We start from the raw sequence: 21,707 nt of genomic DNA on the forward strand, positions 1-21,707 counted from the left end.
GGCGGACATGCCCGGCCGCTACGCTGGCAGCACGGCACGATGGCGGCCGCACCCTCTGTTCCCCCCTGGAGGTCCCTGTGACTGTCGATGCCCTGCCCGATCTGGCGTCCTACGACGCCGTGCTGTTCGATCTGGACGGGGTGCTGACTCCCACGGCCGAGGTGCACATGCACGCGTGGAAGACCATGTTCGACGAACTTTTCGCGGCGTGGGACGTCTCCCCGGCGTACACCGATCGCGACTACTTCGAGTACCTCGACGGCAAGAAGCGCTACGACGGGGTCGCGAGCCTGCTGCGCAGCCGCGACATCGAGGTGCCCTGGGGCGATCCGTCCGATGAGCCGGAGGCCGACACCGTGTGCGGGATCGGCAACCGCAAGAACGTCGTCTTCGCCCGTGTGCTCCGCGAAGAGGGCATCGCCCCGTACCCGGGCTCCCTCGACCTGGTCGACCGACTGATCGCCGCGGGCACACCCATCGCGGTGGTCTCGAGCTCCAAGAACGCTGAGGAGGTGCTGACCTCCGCCGGTATCCGCGACCGCTTCTCGGTCGTGATGGACGGCGTCATCGCCGAACGCGACGACCTCTCCTCCAAGCCCGCTCCGGACGTGTTCCTGGAAGCCGCACGGATGCTGGGGGTCGACCCTGCCCGCAGTGCCGCCGTGGAAGACGCCATCAGCGGCGTGCAGTCCGCGGCCGCCGGACACTTCGCGCTCGTGGTCGGCGTGGACCGCGGCGTCGGACCCGACGCCCTCCGTGACGCCGGAGCAGACATCGTCGTGCAGGATCTCGGGGAGTTCACGGCATGATCGACCGCGACCGCTTCCCCGTCGACCCCTGGCGGCTCGTGGAGAAGAAGTTCTCGCTCGACGACGCGGGCGTCACCGAAACCCTGTTCGCCGTCGGCAACGGCTACCTCGGCTTGCGCGGCAATCAGCCCGAAGGGCGGCACGCGCACGAGCAGGGCACCTTCATCAACGGTTTCCACGAGGTCTTCCCGATCCGTCACGCCGAGAAGGCGTACGGTTTCGCCGAGGTCGGGCAGACGATCATCAACGCGCCGGACGCGAAGGTGATGCGCGTCTACGTCGACGACGAGCCCCTGTCGCTCGACGTCACCGACGTGCGGGAGTACGAGCGCGTGCTCGACATGCGCGACGGTGTGCTGCGACGCCACATCATGTGGTCGACCCCCTCCGGCAAGCTCGTCAAACTCGAGTTCCAGCGCATGGTGTCGTTCGAGGAGAAGCATTTGGCCGTCATGACGGTGGAGGTCACCGTCCTCAACGCCGACGCGCCGGTCACGATCAGCTGCCAGGTCATCAACCGGCAGGACGGGGAAGACGTCTACGGCGGCACCCCGAGCGCGCCGAAGAAGGCCGGGTTCGATCCGCGCAAGGCCGACCGCATCGAGGAGCGCGTGCTGCAGCCGCAGGAGTACTGGCAGGACGGGCTGCGCTCGGCGCTGAGCTACAAGGTGACGACCTCGGGCATGACGATCGCGGTCGTCGCCGACCACATCGTCGAGACCGAGAACGAATGCGATTCGCGTCAGCTGATCGAGCCCGACATCGCCAAGAACGTCTTCCGCTTCCAGGCCAAGCAGGGCGTTCCCATCCTCGTCACCAAGCTGGTCAGCTACCACACGTCCCGCGGTGTCCCCGCGCGCGAGCTGGTGGACCGCTGTCGCCGCACCCTCGACCGGGTACGCGGTGAGGGGGTCGCCCACCAGTTCCAGCGTCAGCGCGCCTGGCTCGACGACTTCTGGGCGCGATCCGACGTGCGCATCGGCGGCCACGGCGACCTGCAGCAGGCCACCCGGTGGTGCCTCTTCCAGCTGGCTCAGGCGGCGGCACGCGCCGACGGGCTCGGTGTGCCGGCCAAGGGCGTGTCGGGCTCGGGGTACAGCGGACACTACTTCTGGGACACCGAGATCTACGTCCTGCCGTTCCTCGCGTACACGACCCCGCTCTGGGCGCGCAACGCGCTGCGCATGCGCTATCTCATGCTGCCGGCGTCCCGGAAGCGTGCTCGTCAGCTGAACGAAGGCGGCGTGCTGTTCCCCTGGCGGACGATCAACGGGGAAGAGGCATCCGCGTATTACGCCGCCGGCACCGCGCAGTACCACATCAACGCCGACGTGAGTTTCGCGCTCGCGAAGTACGTCCGCACGACCGGCGACATCGAGTTCCTCCACCGCGAAGGCGTCGACATCGCCGTCGAGACGGCACGGATGTGGTCGACGCTCGGTTTCTGGCGCGAGAACGACGACGACGAGCCGCCCACCTTCCACATCCACGGGGTGACCGGACCGGACGAGTACACGACGGTCGTCAACGACAACCTGTTCACGAATGTGATGGCGCGGTTCAACCTGCGCTTCGCCACGCGCACGGTACGCGAGATGGCCGAGGACGACCCCGAGGCGTACCGCCTCATGGTCGACCGGCTGGGCCTCGGCCCCATGGAGGCCGAAGGGTGGGAACTGGCCGCGGAGGCACTGCACATCCCGTTCAGCCCGGCCCTCGGCATCCACCCTCAGGACAATGTGTTCCTCGAGAAGGAGGTCTGGGACCTCGAGCACACGCCGGCCGATCAGCGCCCGCTGCTGCTGCATTTCCACCCGCTGGTGATCTACCGGTATCAGGTGCTCAAGCAGGCGGACGTGGTGCTGGCGCTCTTCCTGCAGGGCAACCACTTCACCGATGCCGAGAAGCTCGCCGATTTCGAGTACTACGACCCGCTGACCACGGGCGACTCGACGCTCTCGGCGGTGGTGCAGTCGATCCTCGCGGCGGAGGTCGGCTATCAGGACCTCGCCCGCGAGTACTTCGAGGAGTCGATCTTCGTCGACCTCGCCGACCTCCACCACAACGCCTCCGACGGCGTGCACGTGGCGTCGGCGGGAGGGGTGTGGACGGCGCTCGTGTCGGGCTTCGGCGGCATGCGCGATCATTTCGGCGACCTGTCGTTCGACCCGCGTCTGCCCGCGGACTGGGACGACCTGTCCTTCGTGCTGCACTGGCACGGTACGCGCCTGACCGTCACGATCACCCGCGATGCGATCAGCGTGCGCGCCGGCGAGGGCGAGCCCGTCGACTTCAGTGTGCGCGGGGCCATCTACGTCGTCGAGGGCGGCGAAGAGGTCGTCGTGCCCCTGGACGACCAGGGTCCGGTGATCAAGGGCCGCCCGTCGCTGCGTCAGTTCGCCGACGTGCGGCTCGAGGACGGAACGCTTCTGTCGGCGTCCGTTCCGACGGTCACGACGTCGATCCCCGTGGTCGGCCCGGAGGACTTCGAGGACGAGGGTGAAGGGGCCCGCGTCGACGTGTGAGCGGGGGTCACCGGCGGTCCGACGCGGACCCGCCGATGTCGGCGGCACCGCTTAGGCTAGGCGGGTGACCACCGCCCTCTATCGCCGCTATCGTCCGGAGACGTTCGGCGAGATGATCGGGCAGGCGCAGGTGACCGATCCGCTCATGACGGCGCTCCGCGGCGACCGCGTCGGCCATGCCTACCTCTTCTCCGGGCCCCGCGGGTGCGGCAAGACGACGTCCGCGCGCATCCTCGCGCGATGCCTCAACTGCGCTCAGGGGCCGACCGACGTGCCGTGCGGTGAGTGCGACAGCTGCGTCGAGCTCGGTCGCGGCGGCGGTGGGTCGCTCGACGTGGTCGAGATCGACGCGGCATCCCACAACGGCGTCGACGACGCGCGCGACCTGCGCGAGCGCGCGATCTTCGCGCCGGCTCGCGACCGTTTCAAGATCTTCATCCTCGACGAGGCGCACATGGTGACGCCGCAGGGGTTCAACGCACTGCTCAAGCTCGTCGAAGAGCCGCCCGACCACGTCAAGTTCATCTTCGCCACGACCGAGCCCGAGAAGGTCATCGGCACCATCCGCTCGCGCACGCACCACTACCCCTTCCGCCTGGTGCCCCCCGCTGCGATGCTCGAATACGTCCAGGCCATGTGCGAGCTCGAAGGCGTGCAGGTCGAGCCGGGGGTCCTTCCGCTGGTCGTGCGGGCCGGCGGTGGTTCCCCGAGAGACACCCTTTCCCTTCTGGACCAGCTGATCGCCGGGTCGGATGCCTCGGCCGAGACCGGCACCGTGGTCGTGCGGTACGAGCGCGCCGTGTCACTGCTCGGCTATACGCATGCCGAGCTGCTCGACGAGGTCGTCGACGCCTTCGGGGAGGGCGACCCCGCGGCAGCCTTCGCCGCGGTGGACCGCGTCGTGCAGACCGGACAGGACCCACGACGCTTCGTCGACGACCTCCTCGAGCGACTGCGCGATCTCATCATCATCGCCGCGACGGGCCAGGGTGCAGCGGCCGTGCTCCGTGGCGTGCCCGCCGACGAGCTCGGGCGGATGTCGCGGCAGGCGTCGATCTTCGGCTCCGACCGCCTCTCGCGCACCGCCGACCTCGTGATCGGCACACTCGACGAGATGACCGGGGCCACCTCGCCGCGCCTGCAGCTCGAGCTGATGGTCGCGCGGGTGCTCGCCCACACCGGTGCATCCGCGGCGCCCGCCGCGCCCGCGCCATCTGCCGCACCCGCCTCGGTCCCGCCGCCGTCGACCGGCTCCGGGTCGTCACGGACGACGTCGAGCGCGCCGGAGTCATCGCGACCGTCGACCCCGGCGGCGACCGTCCCCGGTCCCACACCACCGGCACCCGCCGTCTCCGCACACGACATGCGGTCCACCGTCGCCGCCACCGCCGCGGTCCCTGGGCCGACGACGACTACACCTTCCGGTCCGGTCACGCTGCCGATGGTGCGGGACTCGTGGACCGAAGTCCTCCGGAATCTCGAAGACATCAGCCGCACGTCCTGGCTCGTGGCGAGCAACGCGCGCGTTCTGGCATTCGAGGGGGATGTCCTCACCCTCGCCTTCCAGAGCCAGGGCGACGTCGCCAAGTTCAAGCAGCTCAATCGCGGCGCCGGTCCCAGCGAAGACCTGCGCCAGGCGATCCAGGCCGTGCTCGGCATCCGGGTGAAGTACATCGCCCGTCACGATCCGGCAGCGGACTCGCCGACCGGCTCGCCGACTGATCCGGGGCTCCGCGACATCGGTGAGGTCCCCGATGACCCGCAGCCCCCGAACGACCCGTACGACCCGTACGACGATGATCCCACCCCACCCGACCCGGGTCCGCGCCCGAGTACCGGTCAGGCCGCGCGCACTCCCGCAGCCCCGGTGACGGACTGGGTCGTGGCATCCATCCCTCGTGAGGCCCCGGCGGAGTCGCTTCCCGCCGGTCGGCGATCCGCGTCCGACGCGCGGACGGGTGCGCCCCCCGCGTCCGCAGGTCTCGCGGTGGATGACGAGCCCGAAGACGCCGCAGCCGACCTCGATCACGCCCGCACCACCACTCTCGCGCCTCCGCGCGAGGGCGAGGTGCTGCCTGCCGACGTGGTCGCCCCGGTCAGGGACGACGACGCGGAAGAGACGGACGTCGCAGAGACGCCCGAGCCCGATGCGCCCGTCCCGCCCGTCGTCGCACCGCGACTCCCGATATCGACCGGGGGAGTGCAGCGCTATGGCGAGGCCGTCGTCCGGCAGGTTCTCGGCGCGACCTTCGTGCGTGAAGAGCCTTACAACCCGCCCACGAGGTTCAGCTGATCATGTACGACGGCATCGTTCAAGAACTGATCGACGAGTTCGGTCGGCTGCCCGGCATCGGTCCCAAATCGGCCCAGCGCATCACGTTCCACATCCTGCAGACACCCTCGTTCGATGTGTCCCGACTCAGCGAGCTGCTCAGCGACGTGCGCGAGAAGGTGCGCTTCTGCGAGGTGTGCGGCAACGTCTCCGAGCAGACCAAGTGCTCGATCTGCCGGGATCCCCGCCGCAACGCGAGCTTCATCTGCGTCGTCGAGGACGCGAAGGACGTCTCCGCCATCGAACGCACTCGTGAGTTCCGTGGGCTCTATCACGTCCTCGGCGGCGCCATCAGTCCGATCGCGGGCGTCGGCCCCGACGACCTGCGCATCCGCGAGCTGATGCAGCGGCTCGCCGACGGCAGCGTTCAGGAAGTCATCCTCGCGACCAACCCGAATCTCGAGGGCGAGGCGACGGCGACGTACCTCAGCCGTCTGCTGCACACGCTCGAGATCTCGGTGACCCGTCTCGCATCGGGCCTGCCCGTCGGCGGCGATCTCGAGTACGCCGATGAGGTCACCCTCGGGCGGGCGTTCGAGGGCCGTCGCGCGATCTGAACGACGCGGCCGGCGGTCGACTCGATCTCTGGATCGGGATGCTGTGCGAGCCCGTGTTCTCAGCGTGCTCAGACCGGGGTGAGAGTGGCAGCGCCGAAGGAGACCGCGAAGCGCGCGCACCAGATGGACACGCTCTGGATCGAGGTCAGATCGACATCGCCGGGAATCGCGTAGACCTGGTCGCCGACGTTACCCTTCAGCGGGCCGAGTTCCACCCATGTCCCGTCGTCGAAGACACCCCAGCCGGCCGTCCCTTCGATGACCGGCTGATCCGTCAGCCACACCCGCAGGTCGGGTCCGTCGCTCGTCCGCAGACCCGTGATCGCCAGGACGCGCGTGCCATCCGGCTGTGCGACGACCCTGACCGCCCCGGTCGTGTCGTGCTCGTGCGCGATGAAGGTGCCCACGGCGAGGTCGGTGTACGTGGGCTCCGTCGTCGCTGCCTGCTCCGATGCGGTCGGAGACGGCGACGCGGATCCGATCGGCCGCGGGACGACCGACTCCGACGGCGATGCGGATGACAGCGGAGGCAGTGCCTCGTCGACGACGGTGGTCGTGAAGAGGCGCCAGGGCTGGAAGAAGGCGGCACCGACGGCCACCAGGATGACGGCCGACACTCCTGCGATGACGAGGACCGGTCTGCGGTTCACGTGACCCCCTGGTCGCACCGGGGCGAGAGTCGGCGCTGATCGCACCAGGGTACTGCGACCGCGATCCGGCGCGCGGAATGCTCCGCGCTCTCACAGGCTGCGCGCGCCACGGTCCGCGAGATCAGCGGAGTACTTCGACCAGCACGATCCACGAGATCAGCAGTGCGGCGATGATCGCGATGAGCGATCCGGCGGCGAACCAGGCGAGGCCCGCGGGTGCGTCCGTGAGCAGCAGCAGTCCGCCCACGACGTAGGAGAGGGGAGCGGCGAACCCGAGTGCGGCCTTGAGGGCACGCAACCTGTTTTCGGGATGACGGTTCTCTGCGATGCGTCGCGTAGCGGCCCCGGCGAACACGGCCGCCACGAGAGCGCCGGCGATCATGATGATGCCGTATGCGCTGAGCCCCAGCCCGGGCACGAGTCCCACCGCGGATCCGACGATCGCCAGCACGAGCGAGGAGATGCCCGATGCCAGCCGCGAGGTCAGGGAAGAAGCCTTCACGATGTCGGCGATGTTGACGCTCGCGGCGACGATGACCAGCCCCGCGAGAGCAGCCGTCGCTCCGACCATCGCGACGTTGAACTCCGACCAGGCCTCCTGCGGCAGATCCATGCGAGCACTGTAGCGCGCCGGGTTCGGCCGGCGAGCAGTCCGCGGCAGGCGTCCATGGCAGTGCGGGCATGCGTCTTCCGTAAGATGGACCCTCGGGTGCGGCATCCGCTCGCCCGTCGTCGCCGGTCCACGTTCCGACGCGACGACTCCTTCCCGGGGAGTTCCACAGTGGCGCTGATCGTGCAGAAATACGGCGGTTCGTCCGTCGCCGACGCCGAGAGCATCAAGCGGGTCGCCAAGCGCATCGTCGACAATCGTCGGGCGGGCCACGAGGTCGTGGTCGCCGTCAGCGCCATGGGCGACACCACCGACGAACTGCTCGATCTCGCCGGTCAGGTGGCGCCGATTCCGGCGCCGCGAGAGCTCGACATGCTCCTGTCCAGCGGCGAGCGCATCTCGATGGCACTGCTGGCCATGGCGATCCACTCGATGGGCTTCGAGGCGCGGTCCTTCACCGGCAGCCAAGCGGGAATGATCACCGATGCGACGCACGGCGCGGCCCGCATCGTCGACGTCACCCCGGTGCGCCTGCGCGAGGCCCTCGACGAGGGGGCCATCGTCATCGTCGCCGGGTTCCAGGGGTTCAACCGTGACACGCGTGACATCACGACGCTCGGTCGCGGGGGATCCGACACGACCGCCGTCGCACTGGCGGCAGCGCTCAACGCCGACGTCTGCGAGATCTACAGCGATGTCGACGGCATCTTCACCGCTGATCCGCGCATCGTGCCGAAAGCCCGCAAACTCGATCGCGTCTCGAGCGAAGAGATGCTCGAGCTCGCGGCGAACGGTGCCAAGGTGCTTTACATCCGCGCTGTGGAGTATGCACGTCGCCACGGTGTGTTGATCCACGCCCGCTCCAGCTTCAGTTCCACCGAGGGCACTCTCGTGCTCAACGAACAGCAGCGTGCCCGCTACGCGGACCAGGAGGGTCCCATGGAAGAGCCCGTCGTCGCCGGTGTCGCGACCGATCTCGGTCAGGCCAAGATCACCGTCATCGGTGTGCCCGATGTGCCCGGCAAGGCCGCCGAGATCTTCAAGATCGTCGCCAAGTCCGGCGCGAACGTCGACATGATCGTGCAGAACGTGTCGGCCGCCGCCACGAGCCGCACCGACATCTCGTTCACCGTGCCCAAATCCGACGCGCCCACGGCGCTGCGAGCCCTCGCCGGCGAGCAGGCCGACGTGGGCTTCGAGAGCCTCGTGCACGACGACCAGATCGGCAAGCTGTCGGTCGTGGGTGCGGGAATGCGCACGCACTCGGGTGTGTCGGCCACGCTCTTCGAGGCGCTGTCCATCGCGGGCGTCAACATCGAGATGATCTCGACCTCTGAAATCCGCATCTCGGTCGTCGTGCGCGGCGACGATCTGGCCGAGGCGGCGCGCGTCGTGCACACGGCATACGGGCTCGACGGCGACAGCGACGCCGTGATCCACGCCGGTACGGGTCGCTGACCGCACCCACCCGCCTGCTCGGCTGCGTTCAACTCCTCACGGACGTCACGCCGTCTCGGCGGATACGCCGGTCTCGGTAGAATCAGCACAACCGGCCTCGCGATGTCCGCGTGAGCCCCCGACACTCGAGGATGACCATCATGACCCGCATCTCCGACTCAGGACTCTCCGTCGCCGTCATCGGCGCCACCGGCCAGGTCGGCACCGTGATGCGTGAGATCCTCGCCGAGCGCGCCTTCCCGATCCGCGAACTGCGATTGTTCGCGACGGCTCGTTCGGCGGGCACGGCTCTCGAATTCGCGGGGCAGACGGTGATCATCGAGGATGTCGAGACCGCCGATCCCGCAGGCATCGACATCGCCCTGTTCTCGGCCGGCGCCACCGGCAGCCGCGCACACGCCCCGCGCTTCGCCGAGGCGGGCGCCGTGGTCATCGACAACTCCAGCGCCTGGCGCATGGACCCCGACGTGCCGCTCGTCGTGAGCGAGGTCAATCCTCATGCCATCCGCGAGGCGCGGAAGGGGATCATCGCCAACCCGAACTGCACCACGATGGCGGCCATGCCCGTGCTCAAGGTGCTCGACACCGAGGCCGGGCTCGAGCGGCTGATCGTGAGCACCTACCAGGCCGTAAGCGGCTCCGGTATCGCCGGCGCCGAGGAGCTGCTCGGCCAGGTGGAGGCCGTCCTCGCCCAGGGGGACACCCTGCGCCTGGTCCACGACGGCTCAGCGATCGACTTCCCGCAGCCCGAGAAGTACATCGCTCCGATCGCCTTCGACGTCATCCCCTTCGCGGGCAGCCTGGTCGACGACGGCGACAACGAGACCGACGAGGAGAAGAAGCTGCGCAACGAGAGCCGGAAGATCCTCGAGCTGCCCGACCTCCGCGTCGCGGGCACGTGCGTGCGCGTACCCGTCTTCACCGGTCACTCGCTGAGCATCCACGCGGAGTTCGCTCGCGACATCACCCCCGACCGAGCGCGCGAAGTGCTGAGCACGGCGCCCGGCGTCGTGCTCGAGGAGGTGCCCACACCTCTCCAGGCAGCGGGCAAGGATCCGAGTTTCGTCGGTCGCATCCGTGCCGATCAGTCCGCCCGCGAGGGCCGAGGCCTTGTGCTGTTCATCAGCAACGACAATCTGCGCAAGGGAGCGGCCTTGAACGCGGTGCAGATCGCCGAGGTCGTCGCGGCGTCCCTGGGCGTCACCGCCTGAAGAGCGTCGACCGATTCTTTTGACCTCGAGGAAAGAATCGCGGACTTTCGTGCTCAGCGTCGCCTCGCGGGGAGGTACCGCGAGCGGTCGCAACTAGAATCGACGTGTGAACGAATCCGTCGACGTCGTGCTGATCGGCGGTGGCATCATGAGCGCCACCCTGGGCACCTTCCTCTCCCGACTCCAGCCCGATTGGAAGATCGCGGTGTACGAGCGTCTCGATGACGTGGGGCTGGAGAGCTCGAACGCCTGGAACAACGCCGGTACCGGCCACGCAGCGCTGTGCGAATTGAACTACACGCCCGAGAGCGCCGACGGGACCATTGATCCTGCCAAGGCCATCACGATCAACGAGCAGTTCCAGCAGAGCCGTCAGTTCTGGTCCTCCCTGGTCGAGGCGGGCGTACTGGAGGAGCCTTCGACGTTCATCAACTCCACCCCGCACATGACGTTCGTTCGGGGCGAAAAAGACGTCGCCTTCCTCAAGGCGCGGTACGAGGTGCTGAAGAAGCAGCCCCTGTTCGCGGGAATCGAGTACAGCGAGGACTCGCGCGTCATCAACCAGTGGGCCCCGCTGCTCATGAAGAAGCGGCCTGCCGGCGAGCCCTTCGCCGCCACGCGCGTGCCCGCCGGCACCGACGTCGACTTCGGCGCTCTCACACATCAGCTCTTCGACAAGCTCAAGGAGGACGGCGCCGAAGTCGTCACCAACCGCGAGGTGCGAAACCTGACACGCGCGAAAGACGGCGGCTGGGTCGTGAAGTGGCGCAACACGATCGGCCGCACGCCCGGCACCACGAAGGCGAAGTTCGTGTTCGTGGGCGCGGGCGGCTGGGCCATCAAGCTGCTGCAGCGCTCGGGCATCCCCGAGATCAAGGGCTACGGCGTCTTCCCGATCGGCGGGCAATGGCTGAAGACCTCCAACCCCGAGCTCGTGGCGCAGCACAAGGCGAAGGTGTACTCGCAGGCCTCCGTCGGTGCCCCGCCGATGTCGGTGCCGCACCTCGACACGCGAGTCGTCGACGGCGAGACGTCGCTGCTGTTCGGTCCCTTCGCGACATTCAGCCCGAAGTTCCTGAAGAACGGCTCGATGCTCGACATCGTGTCGCAGGTGCGGCCGCACAACATCGGCCCGATGCTGAAGGTCGCGGTCGACAACCCGTCGCTCATCACCTACCTCGTGGGGGAGCTGCTCAAGAACCACGCGAAGAAGGTCGACAGCCTCCGCATCTTCATGCCCACCGCGAAGGCCGAGGACTGGGAGCTTCTGCAGGCCGGCCAGCGTGCGCAGGTCATGAAGAAGGACCCGAAGAAAGGCGGGGTGCTGCAGTTCGGCACGGAGGTCGTCACGTCGGAGGACGGCTCGATCGCCGGTCTCCTCGGTGCTTCGCCCGGAGCGTCGACGGCCGTCTCGATCATGCTCGGACTGCTGAAGACCTGCTTCCCGGACCAGATCTCGTCGTGGGAGCCCCGGCTGCGCGAGCTGATCCCGAGCTACGGACAGACGCTCAATCCGCGACCCGAGGTCGCCAGCGAAGTGCTCGCCGAGACCGCGGACGCGCTCGCCCTCACCGCGTGACCGGCCGTCGCACCCCGCGACCCGCGTTTCCGTAGAATCGGCGGGTGGCCAAACTGTACTTCCGCTTCGGGGCGATGAACTCGGGCAAGTCGACGGCCCTCCTCCAAGCGGCGTACAACTACGAAGAGCGCGGGCAGCACGTCCTCCTGGCCAAGCCGCGGATCGATACGAAGGGCGCCGGGCAGATCTCCAGTCGCCTCGGGATGACGCGTGCCGTCGATTTCCTCATCGGAGGCTCCGACGATGCGCGCGGTCTGTTCGCCGAGAACCAGGCGCGCGTGCGACACACTCACGATGAGCTGTCAGGGCTGAGCACCGGCCCTGCCGATGTCGCCTGTCTGCTCGTCGACGAGGCGCAGTTCCTCACTGCCTCGCAGGTCGACGACCTCTTCCGCATCGCGGTGCTCGACGACACTCCTGTGCTGGCCTACGGCATCCGCACCGATTTCCGGACGGCCGCGTTTCCGGGTTCGCGCCGACTCCTCGAGGTGGCGCACGCCCTCGAAGAGCTCAAGACGATCTGTCGTTGTGGACGCAAGGCGTTGTTCAACGGGCGTCTCGTGGACGGGGTCTTCGTGTTCGACGGTGACCAGGTCGCCATCGACGGACAAGAAGTGACGTACGAGTCGCTGTGCGGCGAGTGCTACCTCCGGGAGTCCGCGGGCCTGCTCGGCGCGTGAGGTCTCGCTGCGGCATCCGGCTCGTCCTGTCCCGTTGTCGATGACTTCGGGGGCCAGGGGATCAACATCGACGTGGAACGTCGATAGTCGGCGTACGCGGGGTATTTGCCCGCCGAGATGCTTTCGGTGAAGATCGTCGACCCGATGAACAACAGGGTCAGGAGGATCGCGCCCGCGATCGTCGGGTTGATCGCTCCGCCCCAGATCCCCGCACCGGATGCCACGGCCGCCGTCGCCCCCAGCGCGTAGAACGCCCACCACTGCGCCTGCTCGAAGAAGAAGTTCGGGTGCCGGCTCACGCGGAACAAGCCGTACGTGATGAAACCGGGGGCGAGCTGCCCTCCTGCGCGCTTCTTCGCCTGGTGGAACCTCCACTGCTGCTGGTCGGCGATGGTCTCGCCGAGGAGGAACGCGAGGAAGAGTGCGGCGAAGAGGATGTCTCCGACACCCAGCGGTGCGGGATTCTCCCAGGCGACGAGCGCCGGAAGGCTGATCAGCACGAGCAGCGCATTCTGGTAGAGCACGATGAAGAGGAGGTTGAACAGCTGGAACTGCCAGGGCTTCATACGGCCCCGCAGGATCGCCCAGCGGTAGTCCTCCATGCCGGTGTAGCCGCCCTTCCGGGCGAAGTTGTACGTCAGTCGGGCGCCCCACAACGTCACCACCGCGGCCATGAGCACCAGCCGAGTCGCCTCGCGTCCCTCGGCGACGGCGAAGCCGGCGAAGATCCAGACATAGGCGACCGGCACGATCGACCAGATGCGGTCGACCCAGGACGTGTCCTTCGTGATCAGTGACGCGATCCAGCAGAAGACGCAGACGGCAGCGAAGAGGATGAGGACGGCCTGCAGCGGTTCCATGGCGACAGAGTACGACCTCCAAGGGCTGCGCGCTCGCTTTGCGTGGTCCGACCACACGCGCTAGTGTGGCCAGACCACAGAGTCCGGAGCAATGGTGATCCCTTCCACAACGTCGTCCCGCGAGGCCGCCTCGCCGCGCGCGTGGGAGCGCGTGCTGCGCCACGTCGAATCCTCGCTCCTGGACGGCACGCTGACGCCGGGAGATCACCTGCCGCCGGAGCGCGAGCTCGCCGCCTCCTTGGGGGTCGGCCGCTCCAGCGTGCGCGAGGCGCTGCGCGTGCTCGAGGTGTTGGGGCTCATCCGGACCGGCACGGGCTCGGGTCCGACATCGGGCGCCATCATCGTCGCGGCACCTCAGGGGGGAATGGCGGCGCTGCTCCGTCTTCAGGTCGCGGCGAACGGCTTTCCGCTCGAAGACGTGATGCGAACGCGACTCGTGCTCGAGGAAGCGGTGGTGACGCAGCTCGCCGGCCACGACGATCGGTCGACGGCCGCGGCCTCGACCATCGCGACGGCGATGGAAGAGCCGACGCTCACTGCGGCGGAGTTCCTTGCGCTCGACGCCCAACTGCACCAGTCGCTGGCGGAGGCCTCGGGCAACGTCGTCATCGCCGCGATGATGGCGGGGCTCCGCACATCGATCGAATCGTACGTGCAGGCAGGAGCTGCCCGCATCCCCGAATGGGAGCCGGTGGCCGCGCGCCTCCGCGGCGAGCATCGCGCTCTTCTCGATGCCATCGACGACGGTCACGTCACGTTGGCGCGCACGCTCATCCACGACCACATCACGGGGTACTACGCCGAGGCCACCCCGGCTCGCCTCCCCGCCTGACGAAAGGAAGACCATGGTCCAGCGTCAGCTGCCCAACCCCATCGAGCTCCTCGAGCTGATGAAGTTCAAGAAGCCGGAATTCGACGGACGCAAGCGCCGCCTCGACGCGGCCCTCACGATCGCCGATCTCAGGACGATCGCGAAGCGCCGGACGCCGAAGGCGGCTTTCGACTACACGGATGGCGCCGCCGAGGGTGAGCTGTCACTGGCGCGGGCGCGGCACGCGTTCGAGGACATCGAGTTCCACCCCGGAATCCTCCGGCCGGCTCCTGACGTCGACACGTCGGTGCAGATCCTCGGGGGCCCGAGCGCGCTGCCGTTCGGTATCGCGCCCACGGGCTTCACGCGCCTCATGCAGACCGAGGGGGAGACAGCCGGTGCCTCCGCTGCGGGTGCTGCAGGCATCCCGTTCACTCTGTCGACGCTCGGCACGACGTCGATCGAGAACGTCGTGGCAGCCAATCCGCAGGGTCGCAACTGGTTCCAGCTGTATGTCATGAAGGACCGCGAGATCTCCTACGGGCTCGCTCGACGGGCGGCGGCCGCGGGCTTCGACACGCTGATGTTCACGGTCGACACCCCCGTCGCGGGCGCCCGACTGCGGGACAAGCGCAATGGCTTCTCAATTCCGCCGCAGCTGACCCTCGGCACGATCGTCAACGCGATCCCGCGACCGTGGTGGTGGTACGACTTCCTGACCACGCCGAAGCTCGAGTTCGCGTCGCTCTCGACCACTGGCGGCACTGTCGGCGAGCTGCTGGACTACGCCATGGACCCCACGATCAGCTACGAGGACCTCGAGGTCATCCGCGGCCTGTGGCCCGGAAAGATCCTCATCAAGGGGGTGCAGAACATCGAGGACAGCAAGCGGCTCATCGACCTCGGTGTGGACGGCATCATCCTGTCCAACCATGGCGGCCGCCAGCTCGACCGTGCGCCGATCCCGTTCCACCTGCTCCCACAGGTCGTGCGCGAAGTGGGCAAGGACGCCACGGTGATGGTCGACACCGGCATCATGAACGGTGCCGACATCGTGGCATCCATCGCCCTCGGGGCGAAGTTCACGCTCGTAGGGCGCGCCTACCTCTACGGTCTGATGGCGGGCGGTCGAGAGGGCGTCGACCGCATGATCGAGATCCTGCGCACCGAGATCGAGCGCACGATGCGGTTGCTCGGCGTCGCGTCGCTGGAGGAACTGGAGCCCAAGCACGTGACTCAGCTGACGCGCCTCGTGCCGGTCGCCGGCGCTACCGGCGTGCCGGTCGCCTGATCCGGCTCAGGCCCGCGCGGGCAGCGTGGGAAGCAGGTCGTCGAGGAAGTCGGCGGTCTGCTCCCACCCTTCCACCGCATGGCAGCGCACGCCCATTGCGAGCACGGGGTAGTCGTTGCCCTCAGGATCCAGGCGGTCGCCGATGAAGAGCATCTCGTCGAGGGGGATGCCGGTGACTTCGCTGAGGCGATTCATGCCGTAGGCCTTGTCGATGCCGCGGTGAGTGATGTCGACCGAGGTGGAGCCGCCCGACCGCACCTCGAGATCCGGCACACGAGCCGCGACCGCGGCCCGCAGGGTGTTCTTCTTCTCCCCGGTGGGATCCCAGGCGACCTTCGCGTCCAGCGGCGCACGCTGTCCGAGAGCCGAGAACGTGATCTGGGAGTCGCGGTCCTCGAGGATGTCGCCCCAGGTCTCCGAAGACCAGAGGCCGAGGCGCCGTGCCTCTTCCTCCACGGCGGCGAGCGCCCGGGACTTCTCATCGGCGGTGAGCACGTTCGCGTAGACGACGTCGAAGTGCTGGCCGCCGAAGCGGAAGTACTGCGTGCCGCAGGTGGGCATGAGGTGGATACGGGAAAGCACCTCGGGCGAGGCATCCGGAAGCCTGTCGATGACCTGCGTGCGGAACTGCACGATCTGTCCACCCGAGATGATCGCCACCTGCACGCGCTCCGCCAACGCGATCAGCAGGGCGCCGATGCGCGGGTCGATCGGCGCCTTGGAGGGGGCGAGCGTGTCGTCGAGGTCGAAGGCGACCAGACGCGGGGTGGCGGATTCGGTCATGGTTCCCTCTCGCGACGAGCTGCGTGGCCTAAGCGAAGGGCTCCACCGCGGTGCGATGGAGCCCTTCCGTTGTCGGGGTGACAGGATTTGAACCTGCGGCCTCGTCGTCCCGAACGACGCGCGCTACCAAGCTGCGCCACACCCCGTGGCAACCCCCCGAGTCTACCCGTTTCCCGGCGCAGTGCCGAATCGTGGCCGACCACGTGATCGCCGCCCGATCGGAGCGCGAGGCGGTCACGGCAGCGCGGATCTCCGTCGTCGCTGCGCGACGTGGGCGAGCACGGCGCAGCCGAGGATCACCGCTGCCACACCGATACCGCCTGCGCGCGCCGTGCTGTCATCGAGCCCGGTCGCCGCGAGCGCCGGTGGGGCAGCAGCGGCTGCCGGCGGTGCTTCCGCGGCCGGCGGTGCGGATGGGACGCCCGGCGTCTGCGTGGGCTGCGGCGGGGGAGCGAGGATCGAGATCTGCTGCGTCGCGACCCCGAACTTCTCCACCCACGCGTAGCCCGGCTCGAGGTGGGCGGCGACTCCCGCGTCCTGAGCCTTCGCGCTGATCTGCCATACGGCGGTGTACACGCCCGGCCCCGGAAGATCCCACCCGGACTCCACGCGGTACACGCCGGCGCCCCGGCCGGGATCGCTCGTCAGGCTGAGATCCCCGACCGGCGTCGCATCGGCGGGGACCCCCAGGCTCTCGGCAGGAGGGGCATCGGTGCGGTAGACGCGCGCGGTGGCCCGCAGGGCGACGAAGCTGCCGTCGCCGGCGCGCGGCCAGACGCCGTCTTCGACCGACAGGCGCACGTCGTCGACGAACGGGCCGCCGTCGACCTCGGCGTCGATCACCTGGGTCGACAGGACGGGCGAGAAGAGGACCGGTCGTGGCGTGGCATCCGTCGTCTCGGCAGAGAAGCGCAACGGACCCCCGGGACCCGCCGTGTCCTGCCCGCCCTCCGTGGTGATGTGCCGGACGGCCGCCGCGTACCCTGCGGACCCCTCGACGCGTGCGTCGACGGAGTAGGGCGCACCGTCGCCGATGGGTGAGGCGGAGACGATCGCGTAGTCGGCACCCGGTCGCGCGTCGGCGAGAGTCGCGGCGCCATCGTCGGCGAAGACGGCGTTCTGCAGGGTGATGGTGCCGGGGCCACCGGCCTCGAACCGCACCACTCCTCGGCGCGCATCCGCGGGATCGGTGGTCAGCGAGATCTGTGCAGCACTCGAGGCGACGGCCGCACTCATGCCCTCGGCGTAGTACCTCTCGGCGAGTCGAGCCACCTCCTCGGCGTGCGCCGGGGACACATGATTCATGGTCCACTGCACGGCCTCGGCCAGGGACTCGCCCCGGTATCCCCAGGAATGCAGGGTTTCCGAGCGGTCGGCGATGGCCTTGACGGCCCAGCCCACCCCGGCCGCCTGCACGGGATCGGATGTCTGACCGTAGGTCGTCACGAGCAGATTGATGCCGGTCAACTGCTGCGGTGACAGGCCGGCGGCCGCCGCGGTGACGCCGTGGTCGGTCGACTCCCCGGTGGGTAGGGGCAGCCCCGGGCGGATGCAGTAGGTGTGCACGCCGCCCACCACCATCGACCCGTGCCACCCGGAGGCGGACAGGGGAGCCCATGTGCCGAACCCCGTGCCCTGGTCGGCGGCGTGGGCCGGCGGCGCGAAGAGGACGGCACCGGCGGCGATGAGGATCGCGCACGCGATCGCCGCGACGGCGGTGCGCACGAGAAGGAGGGGGGCTGGCGCGGACGATGACATCGCGGCTTCCTTTCGACGGGGTCACGTCGATCGTGCGCCGGAGGGTCGCGCCGGCGAGCCGCGGAAGGCTTCGATGTGGAGAGTCGGGGCGACGATGCCGCGGGGGAGGAGAGCGCTCAGCCGCGAGGCAGGAGCGTGAGGAGCGACGCCTCCGGACGGCAGGCGAAACGCACGGGCGCGTAGATCGAGTGGCCCAGTCCCGCGCTGACGTTCAGCGGGATGCTGCGCCCGGCGTGCGTCCACGTGCTCAGTCCGCGCGCTTGACGCAGGGGGATGTCGCAGTTCGCGACGAGGGCGCCGAACCCGGGGATCCGAACCTGGCCGCCGTGCGTGTGTCCGCCGAACAGCAGGTCGGCGCCGAGGTCGGTGAACTCGTCGAGCACCCGGCGGTACGGGGCGTGGGTGACGCCGATGCGCAGGTCGGCGCTCGGCTGCTGGGCGACCAGCGGAGGCAGTGCGGCGAGGTCGTCCCAGTCGCGGTGCGCGTCGTTGACGCCGAAGGCGTTGACACGCAGGCCGGCCGTCTCGAGGACAGCGGTGGTGTTGTCGAGCCGCTGCCAGCCGAGGTCGTCTGTGAGGTAGGCGTCGAGGGCGTTCGTGTCGAGGGGCTGCTCGACCGCCTGGATCTTGGACGGCCCGGTGAAGTACTTCAGCGGGTTGCGCGGGCCGGGGGCGGACATGTCGTTCGAGCCGTGCACGAAGAATCCGGGGATGCCGCGGAAGGGATTGAAGGCCCTCCGCAGACCACGGAGACCTTCGACGTGGCCCAGGTTGTCACCCGTGTTGACGATCAGGTCGGGCTGGAATGCCGCGAGCCCGGCGATCCACCGCTGCTTGCGGTGCTGCCACGGGGCCATGTGCGCGTCCGAGACATGCAGCACCTTGAGCGGTGAGGACCCCGGGGGGAGTACGCGGAGGGTGTGTCGCCGGGTCGCGAACAGGTAGCGCTCGATACCCACGCCCCAGATCGCGGCCCCGGCGCCGAGCGCCCCCACCGTCGCAAGGGCGGTGAGGGCGGCTCGGCCGTTCGGACCTGCTGTCACGGACATGTCTTCGAGGTGTAGTTGATGCTCACCGCGGCACCGCTGTTGGTCATCGTGCCGGCGGCCGGATTCGTCCCGTTGGCGGTCTTCCGGTTCGCGTCGAGGCTGCCGTCGGCGGTGCACGTCCCGACGGTGACGTTGCCGAACACGGACTTGAGCGAACTCGTCGCTGCCTCGAGCGACTGCCCGTTCACGTCGGGTATGGACACTCCCTGACCCGTGCTCGGGCTGATCGTGACGGTGGTGCCGCCGACGGCCTGACCGCCGGCCGGGTCCTGCTGGGCGATGAGGCCCGCACCCGTGGTGGAGTCGACCGGCGTACCCACGCTCACCGTGAACCCGGCGTCGTCCAGCCGCGACGTCGCCTCGTCCACCGACAGGCCCACGACGTTCGGCAGGTTCTTGAGCACGCGACGCGTCAGGCTGTTGTCGGGCTCCGGGAAGTCGTCTCCGCCGTAGACCTCGTCCACCGTGCGCTGCACGCTCTTGCCCACGAGATAGCGGAGGTTCGAGAGGGCGTTGCCGTTGTAGTACTTCTTGAAGACATCGGCCTCGCCTTCGGAGTTGCCCACCCAGGTGACATTCGTCACCTTCGTGCTCGACTCGACCAGCCATGTCTGCAGCTGCTCGTGCGTTCCTGTCTTCCCGAGCAAGGGGGTTCCGTCGTACGGGTTCCCGTTGGCGCCGGTGCCGCCGCGGTTCATGACGCCCTGCAGGGCGTACGCCGCGGTGGCGGCGACCTTCGGGTCGATGACCTGCGTGCATGTCGTCGCCGGGATCGCGAGCTCGGCATCGTTGCGGTCCAGAACACGGTCGATGACCTTCGGCTGGCAGTAGGTGCCGTTGTTGGCGACCGTCGCGTAGGCGCCGGCCATGGCGATCGGGGCGATGTTGCTGTCGCCGATCACCGAGAACTGCGTATGCATGGCGACCTCGCCGCCGGTGCCCTTCATCACGCCCATCTTGGTGGCGACCTTCTGGATGTCGCACAGGTCGAGCTCTTCGGCCATCGCGAAGTAGCCCGAGTTGAGGGAGGACGCGGTGAAGTCCATCGGCGTGCCGTAGTTGCCGCCACCGCCGCCGAAGTTGCCGATCTTCTCGTCGTTGCCGTTGTACCAGTAGCCCGCGCCGTCGGGCGCGCAACTGTCCTTCATCTTGTCGATGACGCGGACACGGCCGTCGAGGCGCTCGTTGACCGAATGGCCCTTCTCGAGCCAGTCGATGAGCGTGAAGATCTTGAACGTCGAACCCGCCGAGAATCCGGACGACCCACCGTGCGTCACGTCGCCCGCGTACACGAGCGAAGAGAGATTGGGGTCGGCTGCAGCATCCGCGGTCTCGCTGAATCTGGTGTTCTGGGCGATCGAGAGGATGCGACCGGTGGATGCCTCGATGTTCACGTTGGTCGACCCGAACTTCATGTTCGCCACCGACGTCGGAACGTACTCGTTCATCGCGCCCTCGGCGGCGGCCTGCAGCCGCACGTCCAGGGTGGTGTAGATCTTCAGGCCGCCGCGCTGCAGCGTCTTGTCGCGCTCATCCTGCGTCGCGCCGAACGCGGCGTCGGTCTTGATGATGCTCTTGACGTACTGGCAGAAGTACGCGGCGCCGCCGGCGGCGACGCACCCGGTCTGCGAGGGATTGATGTTCGGCGTGATGGGGGCGATGACCGCCTCGGTGTACTGCTCCTGGGTGATCTTCCCGTCGTCCAGGAGCCGGCTGAGCACGTAGAGCTGACGACCCTTGGTCGCGCTGTATCCGTCGGCGGCGGCCAGGTACTGCTCCTGCGTGATCGTCCCGTTGTCGAGCAGCGTCTTGAGGCCCGCGATCGTGTTGGGGTTGACGTCGTCGATCGAACCGTCGGGCGCCTTGTTGTACGTGACTCCGGCGGCGTCGGTGATCGAGCCGCCCGTCTTGTCGATGCGGTACGTGTTCGGGTTCTGGACGATGCCGGCGAGTGTCGCCGCCTGCGCGAGGTTGAGGTCGGCAGCGGTGACGCCGAAGTAATAGCGGGCGGCGGCGTCGATGCCGTAGGTGGTCCCGCCGAAGTTGGCGATGTTGAGGTAGCCGAGCAGGATCTCGTTCTTGGAGTACTTCTGCTCGAGCGCGATCGAGTAGCGCATCTCCTGAAGCTTGCGCTGGATGCCCTCCGTGCCGCTGGAGTTGGTGGCGTCGGTGAAGCACTTCTGCAGCTCTTCGTCGGACGTCGCGTCGGACTCGCAGCGCTGGATGAGGATGTTCTTCACGTACTGCTGGCTGATCGATGATCCGCCCTGGGTCTCGCCGCCGCCTCGGAGGTTCTGCAGGAGCGCACGCGAGGTGCCGATCAGGTCGATGCCGCCGTGCTGGTAGTAGCGCGGGTCTTCGCTGGAGAGGATCGCGTCGTACATCACGGGGGCGATCTGCTCGAACGTCACCGGGGAGCGGTTCTGGTCGTAGAAGGTGGCCAGCTCGACCGGGCTGCCCGTGGCGGGATCGGTGTAGTACATCGTGCTCGGCAGCATGAGGTCCTCGATGTCGAGGATGCTGGGCAGGTTGTCGAACATCGTGATCGCGCTCGATGCGGCGGCGCCTGACACGGCGATGGCGGGGGTGACGGTGGCGGTGATCAGCACACCGGCGACGACGCTCAGGCCGAGCATTCCGGCGATGCCGCCGAGCACGCCACTGGCCGTCCGTTTGGTATCAGGCATAGGCTTGATCGTAAGGGAGTTACCTGAGGGAAGCCTTGACAGGCTCTGCGTTTCCCG

17 protein-coding genes and 1 tRNA gene are annotated in these 21,707 nt (G+C 68.3%); 10 read left to right on the forward strand and 8 right to left on the reverse strand.

Features of this window, described 5'->3' with window-relative positions:
• Nucleotides 1-77 precede the first annotated feature (77 nt).
• The 4 genes from ACFXOO_RS02530 to recR all read left to right on the forward strand — a co-directional run bounded on the left by ACFXOO_RS02530 (nt 78) and on the right by recR (nt 6,223).
• Nucleotides 78-809: an HAD family hydrolase gene (locus tag ACFXOO_RS02530; protein ID WP_378837628.1), complete on the forward strand. Its 732-nt coding sequence runs from the start codon at nt 78-80 to the stop codon at nt 807-809.
• On the forward strand, nt 806-3,334 hold the full coding sequence (locus tag ACFXOO_RS02535; RefSeq protein WP_394562698.1) for a glycoside hydrolase family 65 protein: 2,529 nt from the start codon (nt 806-808) through the stop codon (nt 3,332-3,334). Before ACFXOO_RS02530 ends, ACFXOO_RS02535 begins: the two co-directional genes overlap by 4 nt.
• A gap of 64 nt (nt 3,335-3,398) precedes the next feature.
• Nucleotides 3,399-5,627 carry a DNA polymerase III subunit gamma and tau gene (locus ACFXOO_RS02540; RefSeq protein ID WP_394562699.1) on the forward strand — a complete coding sequence of 743 codons (2,229 nt, stop codon included), beginning with the start codon at nt 3,399-3,401 and terminating at the stop codon, nt 5,625-5,627.
• A gap of 2 nt (nt 5,628-5,629) precedes the next feature.
• The gene (recR, locus tag ACFXOO_RS02545) at nt 5,630-6,223 is read left to right on the forward strand and encodes a recombination mediator RecR (protein ID WP_378837636.1); all 594 of its coding nucleotides are present in this window, start codon (nt 5,630-5,632) and stop codon (nt 6,221-6,223) included.
• A gap of 68 nt (nt 6,224-6,291) precedes the next feature.
• On the opposite strand, the gene ACFXOO_RS02550 is transcribed toward recR, so the two are convergent.
• Entirely contained in the window at nt 6,292-6,873 is a 582-nt protein-coding gene (locus tag ACFXOO_RS02550; RefSeq protein WP_394562700.1) for a DM13 domain-containing protein, read from the reverse strand.
• Nucleotides 6,874-6,994: 121 nt separating this feature from the next.
• Nucleotides 6,995-7,486, reverse strand: a complete 492-nt coding sequence (locus tag ACFXOO_RS02555; RefSeq protein ID WP_378837641.1) for a hypothetical protein — start codon at nt 7,484-7,486, stop codon at nt 6,995-6,997.
• Nucleotides 7,487-7,654: 168 nt separating this feature from the next.
• Here ACFXOO_RS02555 and ACFXOO_RS02560 point away from each other — a divergent pair, with 168 nt between their 5' ends.
• From ACFXOO_RS02560 to ACFXOO_RS02575, 4 genes are all read left to right on the forward strand, one after another.
• A complete protein-coding gene (locus ACFXOO_RS02560) occupies nt 7,655-8,941 on the forward strand; it encodes an aspartate kinase (RefSeq protein ID WP_378838620.1) in 1,287 nt (428 codons plus the stop codon).
• Nucleotides 8,942-9,081: 140 nt separating this feature from the next.
• Nucleotides 9,082-10,152: an aspartate-semialdehyde dehydrogenase gene (locus ACFXOO_RS02565; protein ID WP_378851816.1), complete on the forward strand. Its 1,071-nt coding sequence runs from the start codon at nt 9,082-9,084 to the stop codon at nt 10,150-10,152.
• Between the two features lie 106 nt (nt 10,153-10,258).
• Nucleotides 10,259-11,731 (forward strand): malate:quinone oxidoreductase, encoded by a 1,473-nt coding sequence (locus tag ACFXOO_RS02570; protein ID WP_378837645.1) that lies wholly within the window; start codon nt 10,259-10,261, stop codon nt 11,729-11,731.
• Nucleotides 11,732-11,775: 44 nt separating this feature from the next.
• Entirely contained in the window at nt 11,776-12,411 is a 636-nt protein-coding gene (locus ACFXOO_RS02575; RefSeq protein ID WP_378837647.1) for a thymidine kinase, read from the forward strand.
• Here ACFXOO_RS02575 and ACFXOO_RS02580 read toward each other — a convergent pair.
• Nucleotides 12,375-13,271, reverse strand: a complete 897-nt coding sequence (locus ACFXOO_RS02580) for a DUF1295 domain-containing protein (RefSeq protein ID WP_378837650.1) — start codon at nt 13,269-13,271, stop codon at nt 12,375-12,377. The genes ACFXOO_RS02575 and ACFXOO_RS02580 overlap by 37 nt on opposite strands.
• Before the next feature lie 91 nt (nt 13,272-13,362).
• Between ACFXOO_RS02580 and ACFXOO_RS02585 the strand changes: the two genes are divergently transcribed.
• Together ACFXOO_RS02585 and ACFXOO_RS02590 are read left to right on the forward strand one after the other, a co-directional pair.
• Nucleotides 13,363-14,103 carry a FadR/GntR family transcriptional regulator gene (locus tag ACFXOO_RS02585; protein WP_378837652.1) on the forward strand — a complete coding sequence of 247 codons (741 nt, stop codon included), beginning with the start codon at nt 13,363-13,365 and terminating at the stop codon, nt 14,101-14,103.
• A gap of 13 nt (nt 14,104-14,116) precedes the next feature.
• Nucleotides 14,117-15,373 carry an alpha-hydroxy-acid oxidizing protein gene (locus ACFXOO_RS02590; RefSeq protein WP_378851805.1) on the forward strand — a complete coding sequence of 419 codons (1,257 nt, stop codon included), beginning with the start codon at nt 14,117-14,119 and terminating at the stop codon, nt 15,371-15,373.
• A gap of 6 nt (nt 15,374-15,379) precedes the next feature.
• Here the strand turns inward: ACFXOO_RS02590 and ACFXOO_RS02595 are convergent, their stop codons facing one another.
• From ACFXOO_RS02595 to ACFXOO_RS02615, 5 genes are all read right to left on the reverse strand, one after another.
• A complete protein-coding gene (locus tag ACFXOO_RS02595; RefSeq protein WP_378837656.1) occupies nt 15,380-16,156 on the reverse strand; it encodes an HAD-IIB family hydrolase in 777 nt (258 codons plus the stop codon).
• A 72-nt stretch (nt 16,157-16,228) separates the two neighbouring features.
• Nucleotides 16,229-16,302, reverse strand: a tRNA-Pro gene (locus tag ACFXOO_RS02600).
• A gap of 88 nt (nt 16,303-16,390) precedes the next feature.
• Nucleotides 16,391-17,914: a hypothetical protein gene (locus tag ACFXOO_RS02605; RefSeq protein WP_394562701.1), complete on the reverse strand. Its 1,524-nt coding sequence runs from the start codon at nt 17,912-17,914 to the stop codon at nt 16,391-16,393.
• A gap of 116 nt (nt 17,915-18,030) precedes the next feature.
• The gene (locus ACFXOO_RS02610) at nt 18,031-18,963 is read right to left on the reverse strand and encodes a metallophosphoesterase (RefSeq protein ID WP_394562702.1); all 933 of its coding nucleotides are present in this window, start codon (nt 18,961-18,963) and stop codon (nt 18,031-18,033) included.
• Nucleotides 18,954-21,650: a transglycosylase domain-containing protein gene (locus ACFXOO_RS02615; RefSeq protein ID WP_394562703.1), complete on the reverse strand. Its 2,697-nt coding sequence runs from the start codon at nt 21,648-21,650 to the stop codon at nt 18,954-18,956. Before ACFXOO_RS02615 ends, ACFXOO_RS02610 begins: the two co-directional genes overlap by 10 nt.
• Between the last annotated feature and the right edge of the window lie 57 nt (nt 21,651-21,707).

Source organism: Microbacterium sp. P03 (assembly GCF_043556235.1).
In the GTDB taxonomy this organism is placed as follows: Bacteria; Actinomycetota; Actinomycetes; order Actinomycetales; family Microbacteriaceae; genus Microbacterium.